The organism is Cellulomonas sp. GbtcB1 (assembly GCF_019091725.1).
Classification (GTDB): domain Bacteria; phylum Actinomycetota; class Actinomycetes; order Actinomycetales; family Cellulomonadaceae; genus Cellulomonas.
On the sequence record NZ_JAGXJG010000749.1, the window covers coordinates 1 to 228 of the forward strand.

At 80.3% G+C, this 228-nt stretch carries 1 protein-coding gene; it reads right to left on the reverse strand.

Features of this window, described 5'->3' with window-relative positions; all coding sequences use genetic code 11:
* Window positions 1–228, reverse strand: a 228-nt coding sequence (locus KVT14_RS22060; RefSeq protein WP_217617455.1) for a thioredoxin family protein, incomplete at both ends; no start/stop codon positions are given.

Sequence of the window (228 nt, forward strand, 5' to 3'; positions counted from 1 at the left end):
GGCGTCGAGCAGCACCGTCGTCGGGGTCTCGGTGACGGCGAACCGCTCCGCCAGGTCGGCCCGGTGCGCGACGTCGGCCTCGACGTGCGCGACGCCGTCCTGGGTCGCCACGACCCGCTCCAGCACCCGGCGGGTGGCCCGGCACGGGGCGCAGAAGCCGGGCGGCAGCTGGAGGAACGTCGCGTCGCGGCCCAGGGGGCGGCGCGGGGCCCCGGCCGTCAGGGCGGC